We start from the raw sequence: 25107 nt of genomic DNA on the forward strand, positions 1-25107 counted from the left end.
CGAGGAACTACACCTAGCCAACTCAGATGTCACCTATCCGTGCAGCAGTCCCTGAAGAGGTTCGGGGTTGGAGGCGCGCGGAGGGCGCTGTCCAGAGAGCGTGAAGCCGGTCGGCCAGGGTGGAGCGGTGTGAAGCTACCGGAACTGCGATAATGGGTGTATGCAGTCTCCGTCGCGTCTCCCGCACTTGGTGCGCGGATCGAGCGCGGCCGGGATCGCGACGTTCGCGGCATTGTTCTCGCATGTCGTCGGCGGGGGCGCGATGCCTGGGCCGCTGGGTATCGCTGTGCCGTTGCTGCTGTCGTTGATGGTGTGCATCCTGCTTGCTGGGCGGAAGCTGTCGCTTGCTCGGCTGTCGGTGTCGGTGGTCGCGAGCCAGATGCTGTTTCACACGCTTTTCGTGCTTGGCACCCCTACCGCGGGCGCGCAGATGAATATGTCCGCCGGTCACCATCACGGTCACGGGATGATGCAGATGCCGGTGGTGTCGGAGCAGACGATCACGCTGGTGCATGGCGATGCCACGATGTGGGTGTCGCACTTCATCGGTGCCGCGGTCACGGTCTTCTTCCTGTATAGGGGTGAGAAGGCGATTCATCGTCTCCGCGCCTTGGCGGAGCAGTTCGTCGCATGGGTGCGGCATCGTCTCGTGGTGCCGCTGCGTTTCCCGGTCGCGACGGCCCCGGCGCGGGTGCCGGTCACCGTGGAGACGAGCGGTTGGTCGGTGCTGTCGCAGCTTCACGCATCGACGCTGAGCAGGCGCGGGCCGCCTCGTATCTTTCGGATCGCTCACTAACTCTCTCAGTGTCGCCGCTTTCAGGCTGGCGATTCGTGTGCTGTAGCCGGTTGTCGCCGCGCACGCACGCCTATCTTGCGTGCGCTGTCGCTTGCGTGAACCCTGCCACCACTAAGGAGAGCGCGTTTGGGCGTATCTATACGGCAGTTCGTATTGATCTGACCGCATCCCCGCACAGGCGGGTGCGGTGCCAACCCGGCGCACGAGTGCGCCTGGCGGTCGGGAGTATGCATGTTTGAAAGGCACAAGAAACCAATGATGAAGATTCGCAATCGCGCCGCGCGCGCCGGGGCCGTGTTCGGGGTGGCGCTGCTCGCGCTGACCGGATGCGCGACAGGGGCCACCGGCGGCACGAACACACAACAGGAGGAATCTGCCGCGCAGACGGCCCAGGCGGACGCGGTCTCGATCGAAGACGCGTGGGTGAAGACCGCGCAGCCGGGCGAGATGACGGCCGCGTTCGGCACGCTCGAGAACGACTCAGACCAGGACGTGACGGTGGTGTTGGTGGAATCGTCGGCGTCGCCGATGATGGAACTCCACGAGACCGTCGAGAACGATTCGGGGCAGATGGTGATGCGGGAGGTCGAGGGCGGCTTCACGATCCCCGCGAACGACCACCTGCACCTGGAACCCGGCGGGAACCATCTCATGCTGATGGAACTCCCGGAGGCGATCCAGGCCGGTCAGGAGGTGACGTTCACCCTCACGTTCTCCGACGGCTCCACGTTCGAGTTCACGGCCGTCGCGAAGGACTACGCGGGCGCAAACGAGACGTATGAGGGCGACATGGATCATGGCGACATGAACCACGACGACGCCGACCACAGCGAGCACTGATGAGGGGCGCCGACCGGGGCGAGCCGTCCGGCAAGGCGTCGTCGACCCGGCGGCAGTTCCTCCTCGGAGGGGCTGCCGCCGGGGTCGGCGCGGCCGCCGCACTCGGCATCGACTACGCCCTCACCCCACGCGGCGGTGAAGCGCCTGCGTCGATGCCGCTGAACGGTAGCGAGACGGTGCCGTTCTACGGTGCACATCAGGCCGGGGTGGATACCGATGCACAGGCGCACGCCGTGTTCATCGGCCTCGACCTGCACCAGGAGACTGACCGGGATGGGCTGCGGCGCATGATGGGGATCCTCACGGATGATGCGGCGCGTCTCACGCAGGGTGTGCCGCCGCTCGCGGATTCCGAACCGGAACTCGCAGTCGCACCCGCGAGGTTGACGGTGACGTTTGGGTTCGGGCCGGGCTTCGTCGCTCGCGCGGGCGGCCCCAGCCCCGGGTGGTTGGGGCCGTTGCCCGCGTTCGGCATCGACCAGCTCCAACCGGAGTACGGTGACGGGGATCTGCTGATCCAGGTCGCCTCGGACGACCCGGTCACGGTCGCGCACGCGACCCGGATGCTCCTCAAGGACACGCGCAGCTTCGCAGGCTTACGGTGGGTGCAGTCGGGGTTCCGGCGCGCGCACGGTTCGGTGAAGCCGGGCACGACGATGCGGAACCTGTTCGGGCAGGTCGACGGCACCACCAACCCCACCCCCGGCACCGCGGACTTCGACGAGGTCGTGTGGTCCACGGGCGGCTGGCTTTCGGGCGGCACGGGGGCGGTGATCCGTAGGATCCGGATGGATCTGGACAAGTGGGATCGTCTCGACCGTTCCGGACGCGACCAATCCATCGGCCGGTTCCAGTCCAACGGCGCACCGCTCACGAGCAGCCCGCACGGGGCGGCGGCTGAGTTCGATGAACCTGACTTCGAGGCGAAGACCCCGATCGGGTTCACGGTGATCCCGGAGTTCTCCCATATGGCGAGGGCCCGCCCGGTCGAGGCGCACGAGCGGATCTTCCGTCGTGCCTACAACTATCAGGGCCCGCCTGCGGGTGATGAGCTGTCGGAGTCGGGGTTGATCTTCGTCTCCTACCAGGCGGATGTGGAGCGGCAGTTCGTGCCGATCCAGCGCCGCCTGGACGAGCTCGATCTGCTCAACGAGTGGACTACCCCGATCGGGTCGGCGGTGTTTGCGATCCCGCCCGGCTGTGCGGAGGGCGGTTTCATCGGCGATACCCTGCTGCGCTGACCCATGGCGGCATCTCCGCGAGGTCGCAGCGCACCAAGAAAACACATCACACACATCATTTGAAAGAAAGAAATCATTAACATGAACACCAACACCGATTCCAAGAAGCGCCCCCTCCTCGTGGGCGGTGCGGCCCTACTCGGCGCAGTCGCGCTCACGCTCGGGGGCACGGCAAGTGCTCACGCGCATGTCGGTGCGAGCCCGAACACGAACGAGGCAGGCGCATACGCGGTCGTGACCCTCAGCGTTCCTCACGGCTGCGACGCCTCGCCGACGACGAAGGTTGCGATCCAGATCCCGGACGGGATCAACGCGGTCACCCCGACCCGCAACAGCTTCTACACGGTCGAGAAGACCATGGAGCAGTTGGACACCCCGATCACCGACGCGCATGGCAACGAGGTCACCGAGCGGGTCGCCGAGGTCGTCTACACGGCCTCGACTCCGCTGCCTGCGGATCAGCGTGACGTGTTCGAGCTGTCGCTGCAGCTCCCCGAGGAGGCGGCAGGTTCGATGCTGTATTTCCCAGCGGTGCAGACCTGTGAAAAGGGTGAGTCGGCGTGGGTGCAGATCCCCGCAGATGGGCAGGATCCCCATGAACTCGAGCTGCCCGCACCCGGCTTCGAGGTCGTCGCAGCAAGCGGCGACAGCCACGGCCACGGGGATGAGGCCTCCGAAGCGAGCACCGGGGAGGCTGCGGCGCACAACGAGGAGACGGCCGCGAGCAATGACCAGACGCCGCTCGTGACCACCGCGCTCGTCGTCGGCGGGCTGGGCCTGATCGCGGGTGTGATCGCGCTGATCCGGGGGCGCAAGCAGGCATGACCCTCACCGTCGCCGGGGAGCTCCCACCGCACGCAAGGCGCACGGTCCTGCGTGCGGTGGGCGCGCTGCTGCTCGGGCTGCTGTTCGTGTTCGGGGTCGGGGTCGCGCCCGCGCAGGCGCACGCCGAACTGCTGAGCACGAATCCCGAGGACGGTGCCGTGATCGACGCGGCACCGGACACCGTGGAGCTGCGGTTCAATGAGCCCGTGCAGCTGATCGAAGACGCGATGCGTCTCTTCCCCGGCGACGGCACCCCCGTGGTGCTCACTGCTCGCACGGTCGATACGACCGTCACGATCACCTTGCCCGACGATCTGGGTGAGGGCGCGTATGCGCTCGCCTACCGGGTCGTGTCTGCTGACGGGCATCCCATCGGCGGGGCGCTGACTTTCCAGATCGGTGACGGCGACTACACTGCCCCCGACACGAGCGCGGCCCCCGCCGATCCGGTCGTGACCGACACCATCGTGTCGTTGCTTACTGTCGCGCAGTACCTCGGACTGCTCCTCCTGGCGGGACTCTTGTGCTTCGACCGCATCGTGCTCCGCCGCGACGAAGCCCCGACCCGGGGCACCCGCCGGATCCTGCACTATGCCATTGGCGCGGCGGTGGTCGCGTCGCTGCTGCTCATCCCGGCGTCGGGGTCGCGCGTCACCGGCCGCGAGTTCATCACTTACCTGCCCGAGAGCGGCGACCTCGTGCTCCTCCCCGCAAGCACCTGGATGCCTGGTGTCTCCTGGCAACTTCTCGCCGCCACTACTCTCGTCACCGTGCTCGGCCTCGCCGCCACGATTCTGGGATCCCGCTCGCGAGGTGCTGCGGGCAGGGCCTGGGCGCTCGGGTGCACGGCCCTCGCGCTTGCCGCGCCGCTCCTGGTCGGGCACACCCAGACCGTGCAGCCCGTGTGGGTGATGCTCGCCGCAGACTACGGTCACCTCGCCACTGGGGCGTTCTGGCTCGGCGGCGTCACCGGACTCCTGCTGTATGTTCGTGCCGCGCGCCCGGCAGTGCGTGGCGGACGCCCCCGCATCTCGGCCCGGCATTCGGCCGGAGTGGTCGCCCGGTTCTCGCGGTTCGCGCTGTACAGCGTGATCCTGCTCGCGGTCAGCGGCACCATCATGGCCGTGCTCATCGTCGGTTCCTGGCAGTCCCTCGTCAGCAGCGGGTACGGCCTGCTCCTCACGATCAAGCTCATCATCGTCGGAGCGGTCATCGCGGTCGCAGCATGGAACCGCAACGACCTCCTGCCCCGCATCACCCGGCACCCGGCAGACGAGCGGCAGTGGGTGAGCTTGCGCCGCACTCTCACTGCCGAGGCCATGCTGCTGGTCGCGGTGCTTGCGGTCACCGGATTCCTCACCAACACCAGCCCCACCACGACTCCCGAGCACTCGCACGGCACCGAGACCACCGCACCCCCGGCGCAAGAGACTGCCTTGCATGCCGCGTCGCAAGGGCTGACCGTCGACGGCACGATCACACCGGCCACCATCGGCAAGAACACGGTCGCGTTCCGCCTGGAATACAAGGGTGAACCCATCACTACCGAAGAGGTAACCGTTGAGGCACGCCTGCCCGAGCAGGAACTCGGCCCTTTCACCGCAACCCCGCAGTTCGACGCGGCGACGGGTGGGTACGAGGCGGCGCTCACGATGCCCGTGGCGGGCGAGTGGCAGATCCAGATAACAACCCGCATCGACACCTACACGCAGCCCATCGTAATCATCCCGGTCACGATCGGTTGAGTCACTGAAAACGGCCCTACCGACGTCGGTGGGCTCGGAACGCTTCATGCGCCAACTCATGTGCTACCGACCGTGCTGAGTCGCGTATCACGGTGAAGTTATCCACAGGTGAGGCTCACGGAAACCGCGGAATCATGCGGCAGAACGCCGATTCACGATTTCATGTGCGAGGGGAACGGATCAGCTCACCTCCCACGCCGTTGACCGCAGTCACGCGGGCGATCAATCCTTTTGCACGTAAAGTCAGCGCGTCATGGAGTTCAGTTGAACGTGGGGTTTTGTGAACAACAGTGCAGGCAAAACTTCCCCAAAACCAGGTTTCATCGTCGTGTCCTTCCAGGTGTGTCAACTAGGAATCGCCAATGACGCTTAGCTCCGTCACAGTCGAGTCGAGGACGACGGAGAGCGTGGCCGTGCGCTGCAGATCGGGATCGCTGCCCGGGTCCCACACCTAGTCTGCGTTCTCGCGCGATGGTCTACGACGAGGAGCACTGTTCCTGCATCCTGTGATTCCTTGTCGCTCTGCGCTTTGGACAGAGCCCCGGTGGTGGTGTAGCAACGAGTAGTGACGCTGGGGCGGGGTCCACCGGCGTTGGAGCGGAGCTAGTGACCGGTCAGGGACAGGCGCCAATCGGCCCCGACGCTCGTCCACGGGTAGTTCGCCGCGGTCGAGTTCTCAGGCGGCCATCCCGCGGTGTCCACCAATATACGCGGTGACGAGGATCCAGGGCGCACGTTGTCTATTGTCTGCCAGGCGAAGCGGCGATATGGCTCACCGGACGTCCCGTTGCTTCGATGGCGGAGTTGATACGGCGGTGCATGTACGCGGCCGCGCTACGTTGGCCAGCAGCGAAGCAACCCTCGGAAGCTTGTGAACTTGCGGCAACGATCGAAGTCGAGGTCGTTTTCGCAGGTCCTCGGTCTGAATCGGCCTGACTTTCGTTCCCATTGGGGCCTTGTCCGGCGGTTGCTGGATTGGCTGATTCGAGGTCAGCGTAGTACGCGTCTTCGACTTCGAATGGGGTGCGCATGTCGAGTTCGCCGTGGAGGCGGGAGTTGTTCCACCACCACACCCATTCGAGCGTCGTGAGTTCGACCTGCTCGACCGTTCGCCAGGGGCCTTGCTGGCGGATCAGTTAGGTCTTGTAGAGATTGTTGGCTGCCTCGGCCATCGCGCCATCGAACGAGTCGCCAACGGTTCCCATGGAGGGGACAGCGCCGAGTTCGACGATCCGCTCCGTGCAGACCATCGCGGTGTAGTTCGACCCGCGATCCGCGTGATGGATGAGTCCGTCGAGTCGGCCGCCGGCGTTCCAGGCTGCCATGTCCAGCGCCTGCATCATCGGCAGGATCTCGGGCCGCAGCGTCGACGCGACGTTCCACCCGACGGTCCGCTTCGAGTGGACGTCGGTGACGAACGCGACATATGCGAACCCGGACCACGTCGCGACGTAGGTCACATCGCAGACCCAAAGTCGCCTGGGATCTGGCGCGGTGAAGCGGCGGTTCACGAGATCGGAGGGCAGTGCCGTCGTCTTGTCGGAGCGTGTGGTGAAGACCCGCTTCGATTTCTTCACACCGCGGACGCCCGCGAGGCGCATCAGGCGTTCGGTCTGGTCGCGGCCGGTCTCCCACCCTTGGCGTCGCATCAGTGCGTGCATCTTCCGTCGCCCGTAGACGCCGTACTTCTCCGCGTGCAGCCGCGCGGTCTCTGGCACAAGCAGGTCGTCGCGCAGCTGCCGGACGGATGGGGGCGCGACCCATCGCGGCGCGGTAGCCGCGGGAGGTAAGGAACCCCTGGACTGCCGGGCGTAGGACCCGGCAGACGAGCTCGACCCCGAAACAATCCCGGTGCTCGGTGATGAACCGGATCATCTCAGTCGGGCGCGGTCGAGCTCATTCGCGAAAAGCACGCTCGCAGCTTTGAGGATCACATTCGCCTTGCGAAACTCGGCGTTCTCCTTCTGCAGCCGCTTGATCTCCGCCGCCGCCTCCGTCGTCAACCCCGGCTTCACTCCAGCATCGACCTCAACCCGACGCTGCCAGAGTCGCAACGTCTCCGGGCTCATGCCCAGCAGCCCCGCCACGTGACGAAGCGCGCTCATCATGTTCGGTGCGACGGCCGCGTCTCCGCGAGCATCCGCAACGCACGTTCCCGCATCTCCGGCGAATACTTCCTGTTCATCGTGTTTCATCCTTGCTTGAAGAACAGAACGAAAGTCAGGCCGATTCACACATCTCGTCTGTCCTGCCGTGATCTTGGACCAGCAGCCCGGCCCTCACTTGGTCGTACTCACGGTTTCTCTGACTACATTTCCGCTCTGCAGACGAATGACTCGGTCTGCTGCGAATGCGGCCGTGTCGTCGTGAGTGACCGTGCAGACGGCCGCGCCTCGATCTGCCTCATCGCGCAGGATCTGCTGCAGTCGGTCAGCGCTTTCATGGTCGAGTCCCGCCGCGGCCTCGTCCAGTAAGAGAATGTCCGGGCGGCGCACGATGCCCTGTGCAAGGAAGATCCTCTGCCGTTGCCCTCCAGAAAGCTCCGAGAGTGGGCGTGTGGCAAGGTCAATCATTCCGACTCGGTGGAGAGCTTCGCCGACGGCGCGTCGTGTGGCTGTGCGCGACACGCGCTTGCCGCGTTTCCAGGTGCCAATGCGTACAACCTCCGCTGCGGTCACCGGTAGCGTCTCTGGCGCAGACGGACGTTGCACAACGAGTGCAAGATCCCCAAACTGGTGAACCTCACCGGAACGCGGTCTTCGCACGCCAGCAAGGACCTCAAGCAGAGTCGACTTCCCAGACCCGTTGTGCCCCGCCACGGCAACGATCTCGCCGAAACGCAGTTCAACGGAAACAGCGTGCAAGACATCCGTGTTGGTGTAGCCGTAACATACGTCGCGTGCAGAGATCGCTGAAGTTCGGTTCATGGCCCCACCGTAACATCTAATGAGAATGATTCTCATTCTCCTGTATGGTGATGTGTCATGCCTCCTTTGTTCGCCCCATTTGCTGTGGACTTCTTTACCCGCGCCCTCACCGGCGGGCTCCTGGTTGCGGTGATCTGTGGGGTGGTGGGGACGTGGGTGGTTATTCGCGGGATGGCATTCCTCGGGGAAGCGATCGGACACGGGATGCTTCCTGGGGTTGCCCTTGCCACCGTGACCGGTGCGCCGGTGCTGATCGGGGCGGCACTCAGCGCCGGGGTGATGAGCGCGGCCATAGGTTTGCTTCAGCGCCGTGGCCGGTTGTCCTACGACACCAGCATTGGTCTCCTTTTTGTCGCGATGCTCTCCGTAGGGGTGATCATCGTGTCGCACTCGCGGAGTTTTGCGACGGACGCCACGGCTCTTCTCTTCGGTGACATCCTCGCCATCGGCACCGACGACATCATCTTTCTGTTGGTGGGAGCCCTAGTAACAGTGTGCGTGACTGCTGCGTTTCATCGCGCATTCGTCGCGGCCGCCTTCGACACCCGAATCGCGCGTACCCTCGGGCTGCGTCCGCCGTTCGCGAACGTGGTACTGGTTGCACTCGTGACGCTCGCTGTCGTCGCGTCGTTCCAGGCGGTCGGCACGCTGCTAGTCGTGGGACTTCTCCTCGCCCCCGCGGTCGCGGCACGTGCATGGACCACACGCATCCCGGCAACAATGCTTTGTGCCATTGCTTTCGGAGCAGCCGCAGTGTTTCTGGGACTGTTGGCATCCTGGCACTTTGCAACCGCGGCAGGAGCATCTATCGGAGCCGCCGCGGTGCTCCTCGCCGCCTGCTCGGCACCCCTGCGCACGTTGCTCTCCCGCGCTGCCCGTCACCGAGTTCGCCATGAACACGTCTCACAGCTTCCCTTGGAAAGGACCCGATGACTTCCCGCTACCTCACGACGTTCACCGTTCTTTTAGCAGTTGGATGTCTCTCCGCCTGCACTCCCGCGCCGGCAGAGACCTCGACCGCCTCGCCTGAAAGTGGATCGGGCCACGGCGCGATCGCCGGGGCTGAAGAGATCGGTGAACCTCCACTCGGGCTCCTCTCTATCGATGAGCAGGGGAATGCTGCACTGCTTGATCTGCTCAGTGAGCAGACGTCCGAAATCGGTGGCGTTCCCGCACCCCAATCGCTTGCCAGTGATGGCCGCTATGGCTTCGTCACCACAGGGGAAGGGGTGGTCGTGATCGACTCGGGCCGGTGGAGTTGGGACCACGGCGACCATTTCCACTATTACCGTGCCGAACCCGCCTTGCTCGGAAAGCTGCCCGGTGCCGGTCCGGTAACTGTCACCTTTGGCGCGCTCTCCACAGCCGGCACCACGGGGGTGTTCTTCACAGGCTCAGGCGAGGCGGTGCTGCTCGATAATAAGTCTCTGACAGCCGGCAAGATCGAGGAACTCTTTCGTATTGAGACCGATGCTAGGTCGGGGCTGGTCGCTCCGGTTGGCGACGGCGCTCTCGTCACCGACGGCGACCAGTTGGTCTATCACGACCGTGACGGGCAGCCAGTGGGAGATTCCTTCGACTGCGTCGACGCCGCAGGGGCGATCACTACCCGGGCTGGGCTCGTGATCGGTTGCGATGACGGAGCAGTACTCGCGACGTGGAAGGGGTCAAAGGTCAGTGTTGAACGTATCCCATATCCGGTCGGAATCGTCGCTGAACGTGCGCGATCATTCGAGGGACGCAAGGGACGGCCGACCGTTGCGGCAGTGGCAGGGTCCACGGGGTTCTGGTTGCTCGACGCGCGTGAGCGCAGCTGGGTCTTCATTCCGACCCCACGCCCGCTGACGCGAGTATCGACCGTGGACGATACAGAGGGGCACGTGGTCGCGATCGATGCTGACGGCCGAGTCGTGGTCTATCTCGCCAAGACGGCCGTGATGGTCAGTTCGACGGATCCGCTGCTCGCCGACGGGGGCATGGGCTCGTCACTTGTTGTCGATGGCCAGCGCGCATACGTCAATGCGCCGGCAAAAGGCGTCGTCTACGAGATCGACTTTGCCGACGAAGCCCGCGTTGCCCGGTCTCTCATATCGCCGAGCAAGCCAGCGTTTTTCACGGAGGTAGGGCGATGAAGGTACTACGCGCACTCGCGTTGGCCGCTGCAACGACTATGCTCGGCGTCGGTCTGGTCGCATGTGCTGAAGCGAGGGAACCCGAGAGGCCCCAGATCGTTGTGACGACCAACATCCTCGGCGACGTCGTCGAGAATCTTGCTGGCGATGCGGCAGCGGTAACGACCCTGATGAAGCCGAATGCTGACCCGCACTCGTTCGAGGTATCTGCACAGGAGGCTGCGCTGATGGACAGCGCTGACCTGCTCGTAACCAACGGTTTGGGGCTCGAGGAGGGCTTACAGAAGCACATCGATCGCGCCACGTCTGCTGGCGTACCTGCCGTCGTCGCCGGTGACGTGATCACGACTCTGCCATATGCGTCCGGGGACGCTGAGGGCCCCGATGATCCGCATTTCTGGACCGACCCAGCGCGCATGGTGCAGGTCGTGAACGCGGCTGAAGCAGCGTTGGTCGAGGTGGATGGGATCGATACGACCCAAGTCCATGAGAACGCTGACGCGTATCGTGCGCAGCTTGCCGCCCTCGACACGGAGATGGTGGAGACGTTCGCGCAAATTCCTTCCGAGCGGCGCGCGTTAGTCACCAATCATCACGTATTTGGCTACCTCACTGAACGGTTCGATTTCCGAGTCATCGGCGCAGTGATACCGGGCGGCACCACTCTCGCCGCACCCAGCGCCGCGGATCTCCGAGACCTCACCAACGCGATCGACAAGGCCGGAGTTCGCACAATCTTTGCCGAGTCCTCACAGTCCGACCGACTGATCCAGGTCCTTGCGTCTGAGGCCGGCGTCCATGTGAATGTCGTCGAGTTGTATACCGAGTCCCTCACCGAACCTGGTGGGGGAGCAGATACCTATCTGTTGATGATGCGCACGAACACGCAGCGCATCGCCGACGGACTCACCCCCTGACAGGCCCCCGTTAGAGGGGTCGCCACGAAAGGAAGAATATGAAGCAACATAACAGGATGGGCGCTGCGGCCCTGGCGCTGGCGGGCGTCTCGCTGCTTGTCACCGCCTGCGCTGCAGGTGGAACCGCTCCGCCCGACGGCGAGCAATCCCCCGCTGCCTCGGAGACATCAGGCCGCGTGGCGGTCTCCTACCCCGGTGGGATCGCCGTACTCGATCCCCAAACCCTCGATGTCGTCGGTGAATTCAAGACCGAGGAGTTCACTCGTCTCAACGCCTTCGGTGATGGACGCACGATCGCTGTGACCACGTCCGAGGGCTTCCAGATGCTCGATACCTCTGCTCCCGCCCTCACCGACGCGATGTTCAAGGCCGAGACTGCCGGCCACGTGGTGATCCACGGCGAGAACACCGTACTGTTTGATGACGGCACGGGCACAACAACCATCGTCCCCACCGCGGGGTTCGCCGGCGGCTACGAAACCGTACCTAAGACAATGACGTACACCGCCGATGCTCCACACCACGGTGTTTCGATTGTCCTCGAGGACGGGTCGCTGCTCACCACTGTCGGTGACGAGACCTCGCGCACGGGAGCGAAGGCCTTGCACCCGCACGAGGATCGCTGGCTCGAGGAAGCCGTGAATGCCGACTGCCCAGGCATCCATGGGGAGGGCGCCGCAGCCAAGGAGACCGTGGTCTTCGGATGCGAGAACGGCGCGCTCCTGTTCAAGGACGGCTCCTTCACAAAACTCGCCGCCCCGGATGCGTACGGCCGGATGGGGAACGCTTTCGTCTCCGAAACCAGCCCCATCGTTGTCGGAGACTACAAGAACGACCCCGATGCGGAAGGCTACCTGCTGAACTCGGTCGCCCTCATCGACACTGACGCTGAGACCCTCGAGGTGCTCTCGCTGCCGGAAGAAGTGCGGTACACATTCCGTGACCTCGCGCGTGGACCCGGCGACCTCGCCTACATCTTGTCGACGGACGGGCAAGTCCACGTACTCGAGCCGAAGACCGGCAAGATCACGAACTCCTTCCCGGTCATTGAGCCGTGGGAAGGCCCAGCCGCATGGCAAGACGCGCACCCGGCGATCAAAGTGAACGGTAATATCGCGTACATCACCGAACCCGCAGCGAAGAGGGTGCACGCAGTGGATCTGACAACCGGAAAGGTCACAGCTTCAGCCGAGCTCGATCACACCCCGAACGAACTGGCCATCGCTGTCGGGTAGCTTCGTTAGTCGCTAACTCAACGGTAGCGGGCAGGACTCCAATGTGAGCTCTGCCCGCTAAGCAATCTTGACTGGAAGACGCGAACAGACTGAGCACTGCTCGTGCGGTACACGCAATTGACCCGAGGGAGTCGGTCAGGTCGGCGATACAGTCGCCTCATGCCGATTGACGCCAGGCTTCGCTTGGTAGCGTAGGACCTCCGGCCCGGATTCCGTGATGGCGATGGGGTGTTCGCTGTGTGCGGCCCGACCGCCGGTCCTGCTGCGTAGCGTCCACCCATCATAGGGGTGCGTGACGAGGTGAAATGCGTCAGCCATCACCCAGGGTTCGAGTGCGAGCAACAAGCCAGGACGCAGTCGGTATCCTCGACATGGGCGGCCAACATTCGAGACGTGCGGGTCCTGATGCATGGTGGGATCAATGCCATGCCCTCCGAATTCCGTATTGATGCTGAACCCAGCCCGGAGATCATCGCCGCATCACCCGATTCACGTCGTTCTCCGACAATGAAGCTGATGGCAGCGTCCGCGGCCATGCCTCCCTTCTTGATCGCAAGGTCAAGGGCGAGAAGGTCACCATCGGCAAGCCGATAGTCGAATGGCACCCGTGGAGGATCGCGTCGTTCAAGGGGCGCAGATATGATGCCCGAGCGGCCCGCGACCAAATGCTGGCGCATAGTCGACGGAGAAGGACGTGGCCTTGACGGCGTAAATCAGTCGCTCTGCTTCCCGATCGATCTCTAGAAGGCTGGAGCCAACTGAGCACTAAGCTCGCAACGCCGCGAGGATGTTCCCCACGAGCCGACCGGCGACCCTCGCTAGGTTCAGCTCGACACTGCTCAGGATCTCGATCCCACACGCCCCTCCGTTCGCGACACTAGTACCGGTATAACCGTACCGATATTGGAATATTTCCATGGTTCGTCTACCGCATTCACCCGAGCAGATCGAACGGGGGAGCGCCTGGGAAGGATACTGCGCCGAGAACGAGAGGGGCGGACCATGATCGACGTCGCTCTGTCGGCAGCTGTTTCTCCAGAGACCCTCCGCAAGATCGAGTCCGGTCGCGTTGCAGCACCGTCGTTCTCTACCGCTGCGGCGATCGCACGAGTGCTGGACCTATTCCCGTGACTCGGTCTGGAACGAGGTCGTCGAACCTCTTAGGCGCGTGCCAGACAGGCAGGAGCGATCAACGACGTTCCGTGAAGCCGTGGCACCTTGAGGGCCGCTATGTCTTTTGGGCCTCCGTGTCTCCGGACGCTCCGGGCAACGGAGCCCTTGGGACGTCTGGGGAGCGGTACTCTGCCATAGTGACTGTGTCTGAGTTGTCTTCGAGTACCCAGGACTACTTGAAGGCGGTGTGGTCGCTGGCGGAGTGGTCAGATGCCCCGGTGACGCCAAAGCTGATTGCCGACCGGGTCGGCTTGAAGCTCTCCTCGGTATCGGACGCGGTTCGGAAACTCACTGAGCAGGGGTTCATTGAGCACGCCCCGTATGGTGCGGTGACGCTAACGACAAAGGGGCGGGTATATGCGGTGGCAATGGTGCGGCGGCATCGTCTGATTGAGACGTTCCTCGTGGAGACGCTCGGATATCGATGGGATCAGGTGCACGATGAGGCCGAGATGCTTGAGCACGCTGTCTCCGATCTCATGATCGAACGTCTGGACGAGCTCCTTGGGCATCCCGCCCGTGATCCCCATGGTGACCCGATACCAACAGCGGACGGCGTCGTCGCACGCCCCGACGCAATCCTGTTGACTGAATTGGTGTCGGGGCAGCGGGCGCGGGTGGAGCGGATCTCTGACGAAGACCCACAGTTACTGCAGTTCTTCGCGGAGAACGGTATCCGCTTCGGTACGATGCTTGAGTCACATCCGGCTGCGCCCTATTCGGAAGCGGTCGAGGTCCTCGTTGAGGGGAGGAGTGAGCCGCTCCCGTTAGGGCGCGCTGCTTCTGATGCGGTCTGGGTGGAGCCGCTGATCTGAGCCAGGCCTTGACGCCCCAACTGTTGGTGCTGCAAGGATGCGGTGGGCTGAGTGGATTCCGATTGTGCGCGCCGTGTCGTTGCACATCAGTTCGATCACTTCAGTGGTGTCGTCGACTCGTTCAACTTGAACGATGCGACCGGGCACGAGACCGAACGAATGTAGGCGGTCGAGCAGTGCGGGTTCAGCGTCCGGGACGCGCAGAATCTCCAGCTCGGTACGGAGGGGCTGCTCGGTCAGCGGGCGAGCCCCTCGCGGAGACGATGCGCCCGTTCCGGGAATCAGGTTACCGTACGGGTCGGTGAGTGGCGAGCCTGACAGGAGATGCAGTCGGTTCGCGAGGCCGTCGTGGAGTACAGTCATGAGCGTGTCGGCTTCTCCCGCGATGTCCGGCCATGGGTAGTCGAGGACCCGGTAGAGGAAGGCGCGGGCGATCCGGTCGTTGCGTACTACTTTGATCGCGAGTTGCTCACCTTTGAGGGTGAGTTCGATCGGGCCGTACGGTTTGTGGTGGATGAGCCGTGCGACTGTGAGCGCGCGAACGGTCTGAGACACCGTAGCTGGGGCTTTCGAGAGCCGTTTGCTGAGGATGGTGATGCCAACGCGGGCCTGTTCTTCATGCTGCAGGATCCAGATCGTTTTGAGGTACGGGATGATCGTGACCTCTTGCGGAGTCGACATGCGCGTTCCTGCTTGTTCACGCCGATACGGCAGATTGGCGCCGACTCCGGATCTGACGTTGGCGCAGCTTCGTGACGATGAGCACTGCAGCAAAAACGAGACCGTAGAAGACTGACATGCCTGCGCTTGTCGCGGCGTTCAGCACATACGCGACCCAGAACCCGGCGAGCGCTCCGGCGACGGCGATGAGCGCGGTGAACGCGATCATCACCGGCAGACGGGTGGTGAGCAGGTACGCGGTCGCTGCCGGTATGACGACGAGTGCGATCACGAGGATCGCGCCGGCTGCGTTGAATGCGGCGGTGACGGTGACGGAGACGAGGAACATGAATGCGGTGTTCAGGAGCCGGGATCGGATGCCGAGGCTGGTCGCGAACTGAGGATCGAAGGTGGTAACTTTCAGCTTCGAGTAGAACAGTGCGAGGAATATGGCGTTGATGAGAAGTACGCCGAGCATCACATACAGATAGGCGGGTCCGACTCGTGTTCCTGCGATAATGAGCGGTTCCCAGGCCGCGATATTGAGATCTCCGGCGAGCACCATATGCGTGTCGAGGTGAATGTTCGCGAACTCGAGTGTGACCAGGATCACTCCGGCGCTGAACAGGGCGGGGAATATGAGGCCCTGCGGGGCGTCGCCGGTGAGCAATCCTGTGCGGGTGAGCCATTCGCTGCCGAGCACGACGGCAAGGCCAGCGAGGGCGGCGGCGGCGATCATGAAGGGAGAGTTGAAGTTGTGGGTGAAGAAGTAGCCGAAGATGATCCCCGGCAGGATCGAATGGCTAATCGCGTCGACCAGCATCGAGTTGCGTCGGAGCACCACGAATGCGCCGGGGAGCGCGCAGGCCAAGGCGGTGACCACCGCAAGGAGCATAGTGCCGAGAACGAAGCTCATGGGTGTCTTCCTTCTATGAGGAGTTCGCGTTTGAGGATTGTGCGTGCACGCGCGCGTGAGACGGCGCGGGTGAGGATGCTGCGCCGGGGCGAGAACAGCAGCGAGAGGAGGAAGATCGCGAACAGCGTGATCACGATGAGCGGGCCGGTTGGCACCTTGCCGAGCACGATCGATAGGTAGGCTCCGGTACCGCTGCCGACCGCGCCGAACACGGCGGACAGGGCGACCATGCCCGGTAGGGTGCGCGTCCACTGACGGGCCGCGGCCGGTGGGGTGACGACGAACGCGACCATGAGCACGAGGCCGACGGCCTTCACGCCGATCACGGTGGCGATCACGATCGTGGTGAACATGAGCGTGTCGATCGTGCGTGCCCGGAACCCGAGCACCGTGGAGTGATCCGGGTCGAAGGTGCGCAGCGCGAACTCCTTCCAGAACACCAGCATCAGGGCGAGGGCGAGGGCGCCCACGGTGATGCTCGTGGTGAGGTCGGCGATCGTGATCACGGAGGCATTCCCGAAGAGGTAGTCCTGGATGCCGCCCTTGCCCGGGAAGGCTCCGTTCGCGATGATCCGCATGAGCAGCATGCCGCTGCCGAAGAAGACCGTGAGCGACACGGCCATCGCGGTGTCGATGCGGATCTTTGAGACCCGGGTCACGCCGTTGGCGAAGAGCACCGCGAGGGTTCCGACGATGACCGCGCCGATGATCAGCGCGATCATGTTGCGGCCGTCCGCGCCCAGCACGACGACCGCGGTCAGGAACGCGAGGAGCGTGCCGGGCAGCGCGGCATGGGAGATCACGTCGCTGATGAGCGACTGCTTGCGCAGATAGGCGAAGGATCCGAGCGCGCCTGCGACGAGCCCGATGGTCATGGTGCCGAAGAGCACCATCCGGTAGGTGTGGTTCCCGAGGAACTCGATCAGAGTCACGACGCGAACTCCAGGAACGCATCATCACCTGCGGTGACTTCGTACGCGGTGCGGATGTTCTCGCGCGTGAACGATTCGTCGGCCGGTCCCGAAGCGACGACACGGCGGTTCAGCAGGGTGACATGGTCGCAGTAGTCGCGCACGGTGGCGAGGTCATGGTGCACGATCACCACCGTCTTGCCCTGCTCCCTGAGAGTGTGCAGCACGGAGACGATGGCCTGCTGACTCTTCGCATCGATGCCCTGGAACGGCTCGTCCATGAAGTACAGATCCGGGGCCTGCACCAGCGTGCGGGCGAGGAACACGCGCTGCCGCTGCCCTCCAGAGAGCTCCCCGATCTGACGGGACGCGAGATCCGGGATCCCGGTCTGCTCCAGGGCCGCGACCGCACGGGCTCGCTCGCGCTTTCCGGGGCGGCGGATCCAGCCGAGGGAGCCGTAGGTGCCCATTGTGACCACATCGAGCACGGTGGTCGGGAAGTCCCAGTCGACGCTGGTCGATTGCGGCATGTAGCCGACCCGTTTCCGCGTGCGTGCGAGGGGCTGCCCGAAGAACTCGGAAGTGCCGGTCAGCGGCTTCACGAGGCCCAGCATGGCCTTAATGAGCGTCGATTTCCCGGCTCCGTTCGGGCCGACGATCCCCATCACCACCCCCTGGGGCACCGTGAAGTCCACGCTTCGCAGCACCGGCTCGGCATGATAGGCGACCGAAAGGCTACGGGTGCGGCAGGCAGGGATTGCGCGTTCTTCGAGTAAATTCGTTCCAGTGCGGGATTCGTGTGTATCGCTCAGGTGTGTCACGTTCTACTCTCCAGTTGTCTTCAGTGCTTCCGCAACAGCACGGGCGTTGTGCGAGAACGCGCCGACATAGGTGTTTACAGGAGCCTCCGCACCCAAAGAGTCCGCAAACAGTTCCTCACTGGACACCTCGACCTGCCACCCGAGTGACCGGACGGCCTCTTTCAGGCTCGTGATGGCCTGGGGATTGGCCTGATTATCCTGGAAAATCACCGGCACCGCGTTGTCGGCAATGAGCTGTGCAAGCTCCGACAGCTCACCGGCGCTGAGCTTCGCCTCGGTCGAGACGAAGTCGGTGGCATACACCTCGAGGTTGAAGGTCTGTCCGAAGTAGTTGAATGCGTCGTGCCCGGTGATCAGGATGCGCGGCGCGATCTTCCCGTCGCCCAGCAATTCGTGGGCCTCCGCAACGGCCGCATCGATCTGGTTAAGGTAGGCGTTGGCGTTTGCTTGGTACTTGTCCGCGTTCTCAGGGTCGGTCTCCCCGAATTTGTCAGCGACGTATTCCACCACGAGCGACCATGCTTCGGGGCTGTTCCAGACGTGTGGATCATGCAGCGGGTTTCCCTGATCGTCGGTTTCGGGCCAGTCAAGGAGGAGGCTGTCCGGGAGTCGGTCACCGACGGCGAGCTGCCGGTCGCCGAGACTGGTGAGCATGTCCGTCATCTGTGCTTCGAGATGCAAACCGTTCCAAAACACCAGATCTGAGTTCTGGATTGTCTCGATGTCCTTCGTTGACGGCTGATATGTGTGCGGGTCCCCACCAGGGCCGACCATCGTCGTGACCTCGGCATCGGGCGCGATGTTCGCCACCGCGTCGGCGAGATATCCGGTGGTCGCGTACACCTTGAGCGGGTCGCCATCCCCGCGCGGCGCGGGGACACCGGGGTTCGCACAGGAGGTGAGACTGAGTGCGGCGATCGCCGTGAACGCGATTCCGTTGAGGAACTTCCGGGTGATCTTCAAAAGAGGCAGCCTTCCTGTATCAGTGGGTGTCGGGGAGAATGGAACCAGGGCGGAAGCCAGGATGCTCCTGGCCTGCCGAGGCCGCGTGCCTGGTGAGTGCCGTAGTGAGGGCCTCGTGAGCGTCCCAGATCTCACGCGGAATATCGGGCAGGCTCGCGAGGTGTGCCTGTCGATGCTGCACTTCCTCAATCCACCGCTTCGTGTCGATTTGTAGGAGCCGCTCGAGATCCTCAGCGGGAATGTCGAGGCCGGTGAGATCGAGCTCCTCCGCCGTAGGAATGACACCTACTGGAGTGGGCCGCCCGTGGACGTCCCCGTTCCGGTAGCGGAAGAGCCAGTTCAGGGCGCGGAGGTTCTCGCGGTAACCGGGCCAGAGGTAATGGCCGTCCTCGGGGTCGCGTTGGAACCAGTTGACGTGCGCGAATACCGGCAGCTCCCGCGCCTGCCGGAGAACACTCAACCAGTGCTGGGCATAGCGTCCCTCGGAGTAAGAGAAGAACGGCCGCATCGACATCGGGTCGTATCTGAGCTGACCGTCAACGCCTTCCGCTGCGAACGTCGCCTCCGCTCCCAGGGTGAGGCCGTCGTAGACGCCGACTGCCGGGTCGTCGATAGCGCGTATCAGGGGTTCGCGGTCGCGAGTGCGTCCCCCGAAGATGATCGCGTCGACCACAACACCCGCGGGGTCTGCTGCATCGGCGGCGAGATTCGGGACCTGAGGGAGCGGGATCGTGAACCGGCTATTCGGGTGCGCCCACGGAGCGTCCTGCTGGTCGGGGCCCCGGTCGGCGATCGAGGCCCCGGTCCAGTCGAGCCAGCCCTCGAGCTCCGCGGGCGGGTGCGGGGTGAGGCCCTCCCACCACACGTCGCCGGTCAGGTGATTGTAGGCGGTGTTGGTGAAGATCGTGCCGGACCCCTCCGCGATCGCGGCCATCGCGGTCGGGTTTGTGTGCTCGTTCGTATCTTTCGCGACTCCGAACGCGCCATTCTCGGGGTTGATCGCCCGCAAGCGGCCCTCGTCGTCGATCCACAACCAGGCGATATCGTCGCCGTAGAAGTCGACCCGGTACCTATCCCCGAGCGTGTCCGGCGGCAATGTCATCGCGAGGTTGGTCTTACCCGATGCGCTTGGGAACCCGCCGCAGACGTGAGTGGTGACACCGGTTTCGAGGTCACGGATGCCTAACAGGAGGAACTGTTCGGCGAGGAACTTGCCCGAGATGTAGCCGTCATAGGAGGCCTGGCGGAGGCCATGAGCGATCTTCCCGAGGAGTGCGTTGCCGCCGTAGGCGGAGCCGTAATGGAGGATCGTGCGCTCGTCGGCGATGGTCGCGAACAGGCGCGCGTCCTCCGGCGTGCCGTGCATGAGCGTGTCGGGATCGCCGGTAACCTGCACGCCACGGACGAAGAAGTTCGGGTCAGTGAGCCCGTCGAAGTGTTCGAGGCCTACGCGGGCCATGCGGATCATCTGCAGCACGACCGTGCGATCGTCCGTCAGCTCCACGCCAGCTGCGTAGGCCGCAAGCGGGGTGCCGGGCGGTGCCATCAGGTAGGGGACGACGTACATCGTCTTCCCGCGAGATGCGCCGCGCATCCGCTCGACGATGAGCGGCTTCACCTCGTTTGTGGACTGCCAGTTGTTATAGCGGCCGCGGTCAGCGGGATCCGAGGTCGCGACAACCGTGCGCTCCTCGGAGCGGGCGGTGTCCTTCGGATGGGATCTCGCGTAGTAGCGGCCCTCACCTGCGGGCAGGAATTCACCGGAGGTGAGGGCTTCGCCGAGAAGCCGAGGGTCATCGATAGCCGAGACGAGCTCGATTCTGTCGGGCTCGGTAATTCCGGCCCACTCCTCCACGAATGCGCGGATGCTCTCGTTCTGAATCTCGACAGGAATCTGGATCCGCGTTGGATCGCTCATGGCACAACCTCACTCATTCTCAGTAGGCCGGTCTCGGCCCGCGTGGACTGGTGATGCGCCCTGCCCGCACTCCACCATGGTCAGCGCGTCTAACTCTAATGTTCGGCTACCCGTAGTTGCAAACATGGGCGTGTCGTAGTCCCGCACTCGAAGATCGTGCTAACACTAGATCTAGTGAGGCAAGGGCCAGCGCCTACTACATGTTGGGTTCTTGACTGAGATGGGAGTGATGCGCGCATGAGTGTGAAGCACCGATTTCCGGGGCATGCCGACCGGGAAGTTCGGGTGCTCGAAGGCCAGGAGTCACCCGACCTGTTGTTCTTCTCGAGCGTGTCGGAGAACACCAGGCGATTCGTTGAGCGACTTGATCGTGACGCGGCACGGATCCCGCTACGGCCCCGACTCGACGGCATGATCCGGGTAACCCGCCCGTTCGTGCTCGTCCTCCCGACGTACGGCGGGGGCGAGCAGTCGGGAGCGGTGCCGAAGCAGGTGATCCAGTTCCTGAACGACCCTGCCAATCGGGCCTTGATTCGCGGTGTCATCACCGCGGGGAACACGAACTTCGGCGAGCATTATTGCCTCGCCGGGCCCGTCATCTCCGCCAAGTGTCGGGTGCCCGAGTTGTATCGCTTCGAGCTCCTCGGCACTGACCGCGACGTCGCCCGTGTGAACGAGGGGCTCCCCGAGTTCTGGGCGCACCCGACCACCCTGCTGAACGAGAAGGAAATCGCATGACCATCACCGCACCACCCAACACCGACACCACCCCGGCTCCCCCGAAGCGTGCCAGGGTCGGCGAGCGCAAGGACTACCACGCCCTGAATGCGCAGCTGAACCTGTTCGCACTGGACGGGTCGATTCAGTTCGACAAGGATCGTGAGGCCGCAGACGCTTACCTCGCGCAGCAGGTCGCCCCGAACACCAGGCGGTTCGGTTCCGTGTGGGAACGACTGGAGTGGCTGATCGAGCGCGACTACTACGAAGAGGCGTACCTGCGCGCCTATGATGCGGATTTCGTGGCGTTGCTGCACGAGCGGGCTTCGTGCTTCGGGCACCGTTTCCAGACGTTCCTCGGCGCTTTCAAGTTCTTCACTTCCTACGCTTTGAAGACCTTCGACGGTGGCAGCTACCTGGAGGGCTTCGAGGAGCGTGTCGTCGCAACGGCACTTTTCCTCGGACAGGGCGATGCGGAGCTCGCCGCGCGCCTTGTCGACGAGATGCTGTCGGGTCGGTTCCAGCCGGCGACCCCGACGTTCCTGAACGCGGGCAAGGCGCAGCGCGGCGAGCTCGTGTCCTGCTTCCTGCTGCGTCTCGAGGACAACCTCGAATCGATCGGCCGCAGTGTGAACTCCGCCCTGCAGCTCTCCAAGCGCGGCGGCGGAGTGGCTCTGCTGCTCACGAACCTCCGCGAGACGGGCGCCCCGATCAAGCAGATCGAGAATCAGGCCTCCGGCGTGGTGCCGGTGATGAAGATCCTCGAAGACAGCTTCAGCTATGCGAACCAGCTCGGCGCCCGGCAGGGCGCGGGCGCGGCGTACCTGCACGCGCACCACCCCGACATCATGCGGTTCCTCGACACGAAGCGTGAGAACGCCGATGAGAAGATCCGCATCAAGACCCTCTCGCTCGGGGTCGTGATCCCGGACATCACCTTCGAGCTGGCGAAGCAGAACCGCGAGATGCACCTCTTCAGCCCCTACGACGTGCTGCGCGAGACCGGCATCCCGCTGTCGGATCATTCGGTGACCGACCGATACGAGGAATTCGTCGCGAACCCGCGCATCCGCAAGACCACGATCAGCGCCCGCGAGTTCTTCAAAACCCTCGCGGAACTGCAGTTTGAGTCCGGCTACCCGTATGTGCTGTTCGAGGACACCGTGAACCGTGCGAAACCGCTTCAGGGGTGGGTGAACATGTCGAACCTGTGCTCCGAGATCCTCCAGGTCAACACCCCCTCCACCTACGATGCGGCGATCGGCTACGCGGAAGTCGGACAGGATATCTCCTGCAACCTCGGCTCGCTGAACATTGCCGAGGCAATGGCTTCCCCCGATTTCGGGGCGACGGTGGAGACGGCGGTGCGGGCGCTCACGAGCGTGTCGGATCAGACCGATGTCGACGCGGTGCCCTCAATCGCAGCCGGAAACGCAGCGTCGCATGCGATCGGGCTCGGGCAGATGAACCTGCACGGCTATCTTGCCTCCCAGCGCATCCACTACGGCAGCGAGGAGGGTATCGACTTCACCGACGCCTACTTCCGTGCTGTCGCCTACCATGCGCTGCGCGCCTCGAACCGGCTCGCGCTAGAACACGGCGAAGCCTTCGCGGGATTCGATCAGAGCGACTACGCCGACGGCACCTATTTCGACCGCTACATCGCAGAGGAATGGCGGCCCGCCACCGAGCGCGTGCGCGAACTCTTCACAGCCGCCGGGATCGCGCTGCCGAGCGTCGCCAACTGGGAGGCACTACGGGCTTCAATCCGAGAGCACGGCATCTACAACGCCTACCTGCAGGCGGTGCCGCCGACCGGGTCGATCAGCTACGTCAACCATTCGACAGCATCGATCCACCCGATCGCGGCAAAGATCGAGATCCGCAAAGAAGGCAAGCTCGGCCGCGTCTACTACCCAGCCCCGCACATGACCGACGACAACCTTGAGTTCTTCGAGGACGCCTACGAAATCGGCCCCGAGAAGATCATCGACACCTACGCCGCCGCCACCCAGCACGTTGACCAAGGCCTCTCGCTGACGCTGTTTTTCAAGGACACCGCCACGACCAGAGACATCAACAAGGCGCAGATCTATGCCTGGCGCAAGGGCATCAAGACGCTCTACTACATCCGCTTGCGCCAGCCCGCCCTCGAGGGAACAGAGATCGAGGGCTGCGTCTCCTGCGCCCTCTGACCCCACCCGACCTCACTCAGAAAGACCAGCAACATGACCCACTCCCTCGCGTTCGACCGTTCGCTCACCGAGCTCTCCGTCACCCCGCCCGCCTACCGCCACGACCCCGCAGCACGCTTGCGCCCGATCAACTGGAACCGCGTCGGCGACGACAAAGACCTCGAGGTGTGGAACCGGCTCACCGCGAACTTCTGGCTCCCCGAGAAAGTGCCGCTCTCGAACGACATCCCCGCCTGGCAGAAGATGAGCCAGGAAGAGCGCACGCTCACGATGCGCGTCTTCACCGGCCTCACCATGCTCGACACCGTGCAGGCCACGGTCGGTGAGATCTGCCAGATCCAGGACGCCCGCACCGAGCATGAGGAAGCCGTCTACACGAACATCGCGTTCATGCAGTCCGTCCACGCCCGCTCCTACTCCTCCGTGTTCTCGACACTCACCTCGACCCCAGAGATCGACGACGCATACCGGTGGGCCGTCGGCAACGACCTGCTGCAGGAGCGCTGCAAGAAAGTGCTGCAGCACTACTTCGGCCCGGATCCGCTGAAGCGCAAGGTGTCGTCGACGCTCCTGTCATCGTTGCTGCTCTACGCCGGCTTCTATCTGCCGTTGCACTTCTCGGTGCACGCCACGCTCACGAACACGGCCGACATGATCCGGCTGATCCTGCGCGACAAGGCCGTGCACGGCTACTACTCCGGGTACAAATATCAGCGCGGCCTCCAAACGCATTCGCAGGCCGAGCAGCAGGAGATGCGCGACTTCACCTTCGCCCTGCTCGAAGAGTTGTACGAATTGGAACTGCAGTATTCGGGTGAACTATACGAACCGCTCGGGCTCATGGACGACGTCGCAGTGTTCGTGCGCTATAACGCGAACAAGGCGCTCATGAACCTCGGCTACCCAGCACGGTTCACACCCGAGGAGACAGAGGTAAACCCGGAGATCCTCGCCGCGCTTTCCCCGGGCAGCGATGAGAATCATGACTTCTTCAGCGGCTCGGGATCAAGCTACGTCATGGGAATGGGAGAGGACACCACGGATGCCGACTGGGATTTCTGAGCCTGCTTCTGAGCCGATGCCAGGCCCGGACGAGGGCGCCTGGCTTGAGACGATCGCACTGTTCGAGGCGATCCGAGAAGGCGACCAGCCCGCCGCGCTGAGGCTGCTCGGAACCAGCTCGAATCGTTACGCGGTGATCGGCGGGTTGCTGTCGATGCTCAGCATCTTCCTCCGCGCCGAAGACGCAACAGACCGGGCAAAACTCGACCGCTTCATCGAGGCCTCGCACCGTGCCGGAACCCCACCGGCATTCGGAGCGCGACCATTCCTGCCGCCCTTCGGCTCCTGAGCAGTCGCG

General features: G+C 63.8%; 21 protein-coding genes and 3 pseudogenes. 15 read left to right on the plus strand and 9 right to left on the minus strand.

Annotated features, from left to right (window positions below):
- The first annotated feature begins 160 nt into the window (after positions 1-160).
- From NHL51_RS07275 to NHL51_RS07295, 5 genes are all read left to right on the plus strand, one after another.
- Entirely contained in the window at positions 161-796 is a 636-nt protein-coding gene (locus tag NHL51_RS07275) for a hypothetical protein (RefSeq protein WP_434142785.1), read from the plus strand.
- A 258-nt stretch (positions 797-1054) separates the two neighbouring features.
- Positions 1055-1636: a copper chaperone PCu(A)C gene (locus NHL51_RS07280; protein WP_434142786.1), complete on the plus strand. Its 582-nt coding sequence runs from the start codon at positions 1055-1057 to the stop codon at positions 1634-1636.
- On the plus strand, positions 1636-2877 hold the full coding sequence (locus NHL51_RS07285) for a Dyp-type peroxidase (RefSeq protein ID WP_434142787.1): 1242 nt from the start codon (positions 1636-1638) through the stop codon (positions 2875-2877). Before NHL51_RS07280 ends, NHL51_RS07285 begins: the two co-directional genes overlap by 1 nt.
- 81 nt (positions 2878-2958) lie before the next feature.
- Positions 2959-3702 (plus strand): YcnI family copper-binding membrane protein, encoded by a 744-nt coding sequence (locus NHL51_RS07290; RefSeq protein WP_434142788.1) that lies wholly within the window; start codon positions 2959-2961, stop codon positions 3700-3702.
- Positions 3699-5447, plus strand: coding sequence for a copper resistance protein CopC (locus NHL51_RS07295; RefSeq protein ID WP_434142789.1), 1749 nt, complete (start codon positions 3699-3701; stop codon positions 5445-5447). Before NHL51_RS07290 ends, NHL51_RS07295 begins: the two co-directional genes overlap by 4 nt.
- 995 nt (positions 5448-6442) lie before the next feature.
- Here the strand turns inward: NHL51_RS07295 and NHL51_RS07300 are convergent.
- Positions 6443-7632: pseudogene (locus NHL51_RS07300) on the minus strand (IS3 family transposase); the annotation flags it as partial.
- A gap of 331 nt (positions 7633-7963) precedes the next feature.
- Positions 7964-8410 (minus strand): annotated as a pseudogene (locus NHL51_RS07305) (ATP-binding cassette domain-containing protein); the annotation flags it as partial.
- 21 nt (positions 8411-8431) lie between these two features.
- On the opposite strand from NHL51_RS07305, the gene aztB reads away from it, so the two are divergent.
- From aztB to aztD, 4 genes are read left to right on the plus strand one after another with little or no spacing between them, the layout of a single operon-like run.
- Positions 8432-9307 carry a zinc ABC transporter permease AztB gene (aztB, locus tag NHL51_RS07310; RefSeq protein ID WP_434142791.1) on the plus strand — a complete coding sequence of 292 codons (876 nt, stop codon included), beginning with the start codon at positions 8432-8434 and terminating at the stop codon, positions 9305-9307.
- Positions 9304-10506: an ABC transporter gene (locus tag NHL51_RS07315; protein ID WP_434142792.1), complete on the plus strand. Its 1203-nt coding sequence runs from the start codon at positions 9304-9306 to the stop codon at positions 10504-10506. The genes aztB and NHL51_RS07315 overlap by 4 nt, the downstream gene beginning before the upstream one ends.
- Positions 10503-11423 carry a zinc ABC transporter substrate-binding protein AztC gene (gene aztC / locus NHL51_RS07320; protein WP_434142793.1) on the plus strand — a complete coding sequence of 307 codons (921 nt, stop codon included), beginning with the start codon at positions 10503-10505 and terminating at the stop codon, positions 11421-11423. Before NHL51_RS07315 ends, aztC begins: the two co-directional genes overlap by 4 nt.
- 38 nt (positions 11424-11461) lie before the next feature.
- Positions 11462-12658, plus strand: coding sequence for a zinc metallochaperone AztD (gene aztD / locus NHL51_RS07325; protein ID WP_434142794.1), 1197 nt, complete (start codon positions 11462-11464; stop codon positions 12656-12658).
- Positions 12659-12793: 135 nt separating this feature from the next.
- Here aztD and NHL51_RS07330 read toward each other — a convergent pair.
- Positions 12794-13576 (minus strand): annotated as a pseudogene (locus NHL51_RS07330) (M24 family metallopeptidase).
- A gap of 84 nt (positions 13577-13660) precedes the next feature.
- Here NHL51_RS07330 and NHL51_RS07335 point away from each other — a divergent pair.
- Together NHL51_RS07335 and NHL51_RS07340 are read left to right on the plus strand one after the other, a co-directional pair.
- Positions 13661-13789: a helix-turn-helix domain-containing protein gene (locus tag NHL51_RS07335; RefSeq protein WP_434142795.1), complete on the plus strand. Its 129-nt coding sequence runs from the start codon at positions 13661-13663 to the stop codon at positions 13787-13789.
- Between the two features lie 179 nt (positions 13790-13968).
- The gene (locus tag NHL51_RS07340; protein ID WP_434142796.1) at positions 13969-14646 is read left to right on the plus strand and encodes a metal-dependent transcriptional regulator; all 678 of its coding nucleotides are present in this window, start codon (positions 13969-13971) and stop codon (positions 14644-14646) included.
- Here NHL51_RS07340 and NHL51_RS07345 read toward each other — a convergent pair.
- The 6 genes from NHL51_RS07345 to NHL51_RS07370 are packed head-to-tail and all read right to left on the minus strand — an operon-like array spanning position 14599 to position 20835.
- Positions 14599-15327: a metal-dependent transcriptional regulator gene (locus NHL51_RS07345; RefSeq protein ID WP_434142798.1), complete on the minus strand. Its 729-nt coding sequence runs from the start codon at positions 15325-15327 to the stop codon at positions 14599-14601. The genes NHL51_RS07340 and NHL51_RS07345 overlap by 48 nt on opposite strands.
- A gap of 16 nt (positions 15328-15343) precedes the next feature.
- Positions 15344-16222 carry a metal ABC transporter permease gene (locus NHL51_RS07350; protein WP_434142800.1) on the minus strand — a complete coding sequence of 293 codons (879 nt, stop codon included), beginning with the start codon at positions 16220-16222 and terminating at the stop codon, positions 15344-15346.
- The gene (locus tag NHL51_RS07355; protein WP_434142801.1) at positions 16219-17154 is read right to left on the minus strand and encodes a metal ABC transporter permease; all 936 of its coding nucleotides are present in this window, start codon (positions 17152-17154) and stop codon (positions 16219-16221) included. Before NHL51_RS07355 ends, NHL51_RS07350 begins: the two co-directional genes overlap by 4 nt.
- Complete coding sequence (locus tag NHL51_RS07360) at positions 17151-17954, minus strand: metal ABC transporter ATP-binding protein (protein ID WP_434142803.1); 804 nt, start codon at positions 17952-17954, stop codon at positions 17151-17153. Before NHL51_RS07360 ends, NHL51_RS07355 begins: the two co-directional genes overlap by 4 nt.
- Before the next feature lie 3 nt (positions 17955-17957).
- Positions 17958-18917 (minus strand): metal ABC transporter substrate-binding protein, encoded by a 960-nt coding sequence (locus NHL51_RS07365; protein ID WP_434142804.1) that lies wholly within the window; start codon positions 18915-18917, stop codon positions 17958-17960.
- Positions 18918-18936: 19 nt separating this feature from the next.
- Positions 18937-20835 (minus strand): phosphoenolpyruvate carboxykinase (GTP), encoded by a 1899-nt coding sequence (locus NHL51_RS07370; protein ID WP_434142805.1) that lies wholly within the window; start codon positions 20833-20835, stop codon positions 18937-18939.
- 237 nt (positions 20836-21072) lie between these two features.
- On the opposite strand from NHL51_RS07370, the gene nrdI reads away from it, so the two are divergent.
- From nrdI to NHL51_RS07390, 4 genes are read left to right on the plus strand one after another with little or no spacing between them, the layout of a single operon-like run.
- Positions 21073-21573 (plus strand): class Ib ribonucleoside-diphosphate reductase assembly flavoprotein NrdI, encoded by a 501-nt coding sequence (nrdI, locus tag NHL51_RS07375; RefSeq protein WP_434142807.1) that lies wholly within the window; start codon positions 21073-21075, stop codon positions 21571-21573.
- A complete protein-coding gene (nrdE, locus tag NHL51_RS07380) occupies positions 21570-23747 on the plus strand; it encodes a class 1b ribonucleoside-diphosphate reductase subunit alpha (RefSeq protein ID WP_434142808.1) in 2178 nt (725 codons plus the stop codon). Before nrdI ends, nrdE begins: the two co-directional genes overlap by 4 nt.
- Positions 23748-23780: 33 nt before the next feature.
- Positions 23781-24809 carry a class 1b ribonucleoside-diphosphate reductase subunit beta gene (gene nrdF, locus NHL51_RS07385; RefSeq protein ID WP_434142810.1) on the plus strand — a complete coding sequence of 343 codons (1029 nt, stop codon included), beginning with the start codon at positions 23781-23783 and terminating at the stop codon, positions 24807-24809.
- A gap of 16 nt (positions 24810-24825) precedes the next feature.
- Complete coding sequence (locus tag NHL51_RS07390) at positions 24826-25098, plus strand: hypothetical protein (protein ID WP_434142811.1); 273 nt, start codon at positions 24826-24828, stop codon at positions 25096-25098.
- Positions 25099-25107: the final 9 nt, after the last annotated feature.

Source organism: Leucobacter sp. gxy201, assembly GCF_051043335.1.
Lineage (GTDB): Bacteria > Actinomycetota > Actinomycetes > Actinomycetales > Microbacteriaceae > Leucobacter.